Annotated in this window: 5 protein-coding genes; 3 read left to right on the plus strand and 2 right to left on the minus strand. The window is 74.4% G+C overall.

Annotated features, from left to right (window positions below; all coding sequences use genetic code 11):
• Positions 1-130: 130 nt before the first annotated feature.
• Positions 131-1,414 carry an adenylosuccinate synthase gene (locus ACLIYP_RS28860; RefSeq protein WP_412716037.1) on the minus strand — a complete coding sequence of 428 codons (1,284 nt, stop codon included), beginning with the start codon at positions 1,412-1,414 and terminating at the stop codon, positions 131-133.
• 303 nt (positions 1,415-1,717) lie between these two features.
• On the opposite strand from ACLIYP_RS28860, the gene ACLIYP_RS28865 reads away from it, so the two are divergent.
• Positions 1,718-2,575, plus strand: coding sequence for a diacylglycerol kinase (locus ACLIYP_RS28865; RefSeq protein ID WP_412716038.1), 858 nt, complete (start codon positions 1,718-1,720; stop codon positions 2,573-2,575).
• Between the two features lie 54 nt (positions 2,576-2,629).
• Here the strand turns inward: ACLIYP_RS28865 and ACLIYP_RS28870 are convergent, their stop codons facing one another.
• Positions 2,630-3,178: a GbsR/MarR family transcriptional regulator gene (locus ACLIYP_RS28870; RefSeq protein WP_412716039.1), complete on the minus strand. Its 549-nt coding sequence runs from the start codon at positions 3,176-3,178 to the stop codon at positions 2,630-2,632.
• Between the two features lie 96 nt (positions 3,179-3,274).
• On the opposite strand from ACLIYP_RS28870, the gene ACLIYP_RS28875 reads away from it, so the two are divergent.
• Together ACLIYP_RS28875 and ACLIYP_RS28880 are read left to right on the plus strand one after the other, a co-directional pair.
• Complete coding sequence (locus tag ACLIYP_RS28875) at positions 3,275-4,261, plus strand: ABC transporter ATP-binding protein (RefSeq protein ID WP_412716040.1); 987 nt, start codon at positions 3,275-3,277, stop codon at positions 4,259-4,261.
• A partial coding sequence (locus tag ACLIYP_RS28880; protein WP_412716041.1) for an ABC transporter permease occupies positions 4,258-5,813 on the plus strand: 1,556 nt, incomplete at its 3' end. The genes ACLIYP_RS28875 and ACLIYP_RS28880, both read left to right, overlap by 4 nt.

Below are 5,813 nucleotides of genomic sequence, written 5' to 3' on the forward strand. Positions count from 1 at the left end.
CCGGGGGCCCCGCGCGGCGGTCCGCGCCCGGGACCGCGCACCGGGGGCCGCGCCGTCGCGTACGGCGCGGCCCCCGGTGGGTGCGGTCGGCGGAGTGGCCCGGCCGGAACTCCCCGGCCGGGGCTCCCGCTCAGAGGAACGAGTTGATCTGGATCGTCTCGTCCCGGCCCGGGCCGACGCCGATGGCGGAGACAGGCGCGCCCGACATCTCCTCCAGCGCCTTCACGTAGGCCTGCGCGTTCTTCGGCAGGTCGGAGAACTCCTTGGCCCCCGAGATGTCCTCGGACCAGCCCGGCAGCATCTCGTAGACCGGCTTGGCGTGGTGGAAGTCGGTCTGGCTGTAGGGCAGTTCCGTAACCCGCCGGCCGTCGATCTCGTAGGCGACGCAGACCGGGATGCGCTCCCAGCCGGTGAGCACGTCCAGCTTGGTGAGGAAGAAGTCGGTCAGCCCGTTGACGCGGGTGGCGTACCGGGCGATCACCGCGTCGAACCAGCCGCAGCGCCGGTCGCGGCCGGTGGTGACGCCGCGCTCGCCGCCGATGGTGCGCAGCTTGTCGCCGTCCTCGTCGAACAGCTCGGTCGGGAACGGCCCGGCGCCCACGCGCGTGGTGTACGCCTTGAGGATGCCGATGACCCGGTTGATCCGCGTCGGGCCCACCCCCGCGCCGGTGCAGGCGCCGCCGGCGGTCGGGTTGGAGGAGGTCACGAAGGGGTACGTGCCGTGGTCCACGTCCAGCAGCGTGCCCTGGCCGCCCTCGAAGAGGACGACCTTGCCCTCGTCGAGCGCGTCGTTGAGCAGCAGGGTGGTGTCGCAGACGTAGCCGCGCAGCGCGTCCGTGTAGCCGAGCAGCTCCTCGACGACCTGCTCCACGGCGATGGCGCGGCGGTTGTAGAGCTTGGCGAGGATCTGGTTCTTCTGGTCGAGGGCCGCCTCGACCTTCTGCGTCAGGATCGACTCGTCGAAGAGGTCCTGGACGCGGATGCCCACCCGGTTGATCTTGTCGGCGTACGTCGGGCCGATGCCGCGGCCGGTGGTGCCGATCTTGCGCTTGCCCAGGAAGCGCTCGGTCACCTTGTCCATCGTGGTGTGGTACGGCGTGATCAGGTGCGCGTTGCCGCTGATCAGCAGCTTGGACGTGTCCACGCCGCGCTCGGCGAGCCCGCTCAGCTCGGAGAGCAGGACCGCCGGGTCCACCACGACGCCGTTCCCGATCACCGGGACGCAGCCCGGGGAGAGGATGCCGGAGGGGAGGAGGTGGAGCGCGTACTTCTGGTCGCCGACGACGACCGTGTGGCCGGCGTTGTTGCCGCCCTGGTAGCGCACCACGTAGTCCACCGAGCCACCGAGCAGGTCGGTGGCCTTCCCCTTGCCTTCATCACCCCACTGAGCGCCGAGCAGCACGAGTGCGGGCACAGGCGTACACCCCTTCCGGCCGGGGCATGTCCAACGTGCGTGTCGGCGGTGAACCGACCGCGCTGACAAGAACCGTCGGACCGGTGCCCCGAATCGACGAAACCCCTGACCGCAACAGCGACAGGGGCTCTTGCACCGAGAGATTACCGGACTCCTCCGACGGGAGGCGAACGCGGCGGCCCCCGGCAGCACCCCCGCCGACCCCGCCGTCCGTACCCACCACAGCCAACTCCCGTCCGCGGCCGCCGAATCGGGCCGCCCCCGGCGGCCTCAGGCGGCCGGGCAACCGAAGGAAGGACCGAGGTGCCGGTTCCGCATCCGCTGCTCGTGCTCGTCGACCCCGTGGCCCGCCGTACGGACGGGGAGTCCGTACGGATCGCCAGGGACGTGCTGACCGCGGGCTCCCCCGGAGTGAAGGTGTGCCTGCCGGACGGCCCCGAGGAGGCCGCGCGGGCGCTGGCCCGCCGGGGCCGCCGGCGCCCGGTGGTGATAGGCGACGACCGGGCGCTGCTGCGGGCGGTGCGGCTGCTGCACCTGGAGCGCGACCTGGCGCACTGCGCCCTGTCGGTGGTGCCGGTGGGGCGGCCGGGATCGGTTTCGCTGGCCGGGGCGCTGGGGGTGCCGCTGGACGCGGTCCACGCGGCGCGGACGGTGCTGGAGGGGCGGGAGAGACGCTTCGACCTGCTGATAGACGACAGCGGCGGAGTGGTGCTGGGTGACCTGCGCATTCCGCCGCTGCACGGGGAGCGGGAGCGGCGCGACGGCGGCCCGGGCGGTCAGGCGCGCGGGCCGCTGGGCCGCTGCCGCTCCCTGGTGCGCACCCTGGCCCGGCCCGCGCCCGGCCCCGGGGCGGCGCGGCTGCGCGTCGAGGCGGACGGGGTGCTGCTGACCGACCTCGACAGCCCGGTGGAACGGGTCTCGCTCACGCCGGGCGACGGCCTGGTGGACGTGGTCGTGCGGCGGCGCTCGCAGGACGGACCGGTGCGGGCGCGGGCCCGTACGGTCACGGTCTCGGGGCCGCACTTCCGCTACCGCGCCGACGCGGTGGTCTCCGGCCCCGTCCTCACCCGCACCTGGACGGCGCACCCCTCGGCGCTGCGCCTGACCGTGCCGCCGGCCGCCCCTCCCGCCGTACCGCCCCAGCGGGCCCACCCGGTCTGAGCCCGCCCGGACCGGCCTTCCGGGCGGGCTGGACCGGGGGCCGGCGGTTGCGCTTCAGGGCGCCGTGGGGCCGCCACCGCGCACGGCCTCGCGGTGGGCGCGCCAGCGCTCCAGCATCATGGCCAGCTCGCGCCGCATGAAGTCGAAGAACTCCGCCGTCTCGGCTATGCGGCGGCCCGCCGGGGTGTCGGGGCCGACGGCCTTGAGGCCCTGGTCGAAGGCGGCGTTCCAGCGCCCGAGCAGGGCGTCGCGATTGGTCATCGCCTCGTACCAGACGTCCGCGTGCACCCGGTAGCGCTCCCGGCGCGAGCCCGGTTCCCGTTCGCGGGTGACCAGGTGGACCTGGGAGAGGTAGCGGATGGCGCCGGAGACGGCGGCCGGGCTGATCCGCAGGCGCTCGGAGAGCTCGGCGGAGCCGAGGGTGCCGGAGTCCTCGGCCAGCAGGCAGGCGAAGACCCGCGAGGGCATGCGCTGCATGCCCGCCTCGGTCAGCTCGGCGGCGAAACGCTCGACGAACTCGGCGACCTCGGGGCCGTAGGGCCGCGTACGCGGGCCGTCGGCCGGACCGGCCGGCTCGTTCGACTCGTTCGGCTGCTCACTCACCACCACGGGCCCCATTCTTCCAGGTCAAGGACGCCCGGACCATCCTGGCCGTTTTCTTGCTTCACAAATTTGTGAAGCAAGCGTAACTTCGTAACCATGACCAAGGCAACCACCGCCATCTCGGTCTCCGGTCTCGTGAAGACCTTCGGCCGTACCCGTGCGCTCGACGGACTCGACCTGCACGTCGAGACCGGCGAGGTCCACGGCTTCCTGGGGCCCAACGGCTCGGGGAAGTCCACCACCATCCGCGTCCTGCTGGGCCTGCTGCGCGCCGACTCCGGCACCGCCCGGCTGCTGGACGGCGATCCCTGGCGGGACGCCGTCGAACTCCACCGCCGCGTCGCCTACGTGCCCGGCGACGTGACCCTGTGGCGCAACCTCTCCGGGGGCGAGGTCATCGACCTCTACGGGCGGCTGCGCGGCGGGCTCGACGCCCGGCGCCGCGGCGAGCTGCTGGAGCGCTTCGAGCTCGACCCCACCAAGAAGGGCCGCACCTACTCCAAGGGCAACCGGCAGAAGGTCGCCCTCGTCGCCGCCTTCGCCTCCGACGTGGAGCTGCTCATCCTGGACGAGCCGACCTCCGGGCTCGACCCGCTGATGGAGGGGGTCTTCCGGGACTGCGTCGCCGAGGAGCGCGACCGGGGGCGGACGGTGCTGCTGTCCAGCCACATCCTCAGCGAGGTCGAGGCGCTGTGCGACCGGGTCAGCATCATCCGCCGGGGCGTCACCGTCGAGAGCGGGTCGCTCGCCGACCTGCGGCACCTGACCCGCACCTCCGTCAGCGCGGAGCTGGCGGGCGAGCCGAACGGGCTGTCCGGCCTGCCCGGCGTCCACGACCTCTCCGTCCGGGGCCACCGGGTGCGGCTCCAGGTGGACACCGACAAGCTGGACGGTGTGCTGCGGCGGCTCGCGGAGTCCGGTGTGCGGAGCCTGACCAGCACCCCGCCCACCCTGGAGGAGCTCTTCCTGCGGCACTACCAGGAAGGCGGGGAAGGCGGGGCCGACGGGTCCGGCGGGACGGGCGGGGGCCGCCGCGACGCCGCGAGCGCGACGGCCGGCGGCGAGGAGGTCGTGGCGTCATGACCGCCGTCGCCCAGCCGGCGGCGGCCGCCCGCCGTGACGGCTCCCGCCGCGACCTGGCCGGCACCGGCGCACTGCTGCGGCTCGCGCTGCGCCGCGACCGCGTGCTGATCCCGGTGTGGGTCCTGCTGCTGACCGTACTCGCCGTGCAGAACGCCGCGGCGGTCGAGCAGTTCTACCCCACCGCCGCCGAACGCGCCGAGCTGGTCGCCTCGATGAACGCCAACGGCTCGATGCGCGCGGTGTACGGCCCGGCCTTCAGCAGCTCCCTCGGCGGCCTGGCCGTCTGGGAGATGCTCACCATCGGCAGCGTGCTCATCGCCATCATGAACATGATCATCGTGGTGCGGCACACCCGCGAGGAGGAGGAGACCGGCCGCCAGGAGCTGCTCTCCGCCGCGATGGTCGGCCGCCGCGCACCGCTCACCTCCGCCCTGCTGGCCGCGGTGATCGCGAACGCGGCGGTCGCAGCCCTCGTCACCCTCGGCCTGACCGGCACCGGACTGCCCGCCGGCGGATCGCTGGCCACCGGGCTCGCCCTGGGCGGCACCGGGCTGGTCTTCGCCTCGGTCGCCGCCCTGGCCGCTCAGCTCACCGAGAGCGCCCGGCTCGCCAAGGGACTGACCGGCGCCGTACTGGGCGCCGCCTTCGTCCTGCGGGCCGCCGGGGACTCCGGCACCACCGACGGCTCCTCCCCGCTGGCCTGGGCCTCCCCGCTGGCCTGGGCGCGCAACGTGCGGCCGTTCGCCGACGAACGGCTCTGGGTCCTGCTGCTGTCGCTCGGCCTGGCCGCGGCGGTGACGGCCGCCGCGTACGAACTGGCCGGGCGGCGCGACGTCGGCGCGAGCTTCCTGGCCACCCGGCCCGGACCGGCGACGGGCCGGATCAACGGCCCCTACGGGCTGGCCTGGCGGCTCCAGCGCGGTTCGCTGCTGGGCTGGGGCACCGGGCTGGCGCTCGCGGGACTGGTCTTCGGCGCCATGGCCGAGGGGGCGGGCGACCTGCTCGGCGACAACGAGCAGAGCCGCGAGATCATCGAGCGGATGGGCGGCGCCTCGGGCCTCACCGACGCCTTCCTCGCCGCCATGGCCGGGCTGTTCGGCATGATCACCGCGATCTACGCGGTGAGCGCGGTCCTGCGGATGCGCGGCGAGGAGACCTCCGAGCGCGCCGAGCCGATCCTGGCCGGCGCGGTGCCCCGGCTGCGCTGGGCGGCGGGCCATCTGCTCCTCGCCTTCGCCGGGTCGGCCGTCCTGCTCACCGCCTGCGGTCTGGCCATGGGCGCGGGCTACGGGCTGGCCGCCGGGGAACCGGGGGCGGTGTGGCGGGTGACCGGCGCGGTCCTCGCACAGGCGCCGGCGGTGTGGGCGCTCACCGCGGTGGCGGTGCTGCTCCTGGGCGCCGTGCCGGAGGCGGCCGCGGCTGCGTGGGCGCTGGTCGGCGGCGCGCTCGTCATCGGCTGGCTCGGCCCGGCGCTCGACCTGCCCCGGGCGGTCATGAACCTCACGCCGTTCACGCACCTGCCCAAGCTGCCGGGCGGCGACCCGGCGGCGGC

Origin of the sequence: Streptomyces nanhaiensis, assembly GCF_046614825.1 — a bacterium.
GTDB classification, from domain to species: domain Bacteria; phylum Actinomycetota; class Actinomycetes; order Streptomycetales; family Streptomycetaceae; genus Streptomyces; species Streptomyces radiopugnans.